The sequence below is a fragment of the Paracoccus sp. UBA889 genome, from assembly GCA_002294185.1.
Lineage (GTDB): Bacteria > Pseudomonadota > Alphaproteobacteria > Rhodobacterales > Rhodobacteraceae > Paracoccus.
The window spans coordinates 3,827-4,169 of sequence record DBFD01000013.1; the positions used below are offsets into that span (position 1 = coordinate 3,827).

Consider the following 343-nt stretch of genomic DNA (forward strand, 5'->3'; position numbering starts at 1 on the left):
CGGCGGTCCTGCCAGACGATGGCGCGGTGGATGGGCTGACCGGTCTCGCGGTCCCAGATCACCACGGTTTCGCGCTGATTGGTGATGCCGATCGCGTCGATGCGCGGATTGCCGGCCTTTTCCAGAGCCCCGCGCGCGGTCGCGGCGCTGGTGGTCCAGATATCGTCGGGGTCGTGTTCGACCCAGCCCGAGCGCGGAAAATGCTGGGGGAATTCCTGCTGCGCCGAGGCCCGCACCCGCAGATCGTCGGAAAAGATCAGCGCGCGAGAGGATGTCGTCCCCTGATCCATTGCCAGAATCGTCATCGCGATCGTGTCTCCTGCCTGGTCTTTCCTGTCCGAAT

At 65.0% G+C, this 343-nt stretch carries 1 protein-coding gene; it reads right to left on the reverse strand.

The features are described from left to right. Positions 1-305 (reverse strand): FGGY family carbohydrate kinase (locus tag B4L36_RS01430; protein ID WP_292951237.1); only part of this gene is annotated, 305 nt, incomplete at its 3' end. Positions 306-343 lie beyond the last annotated feature (38 nt).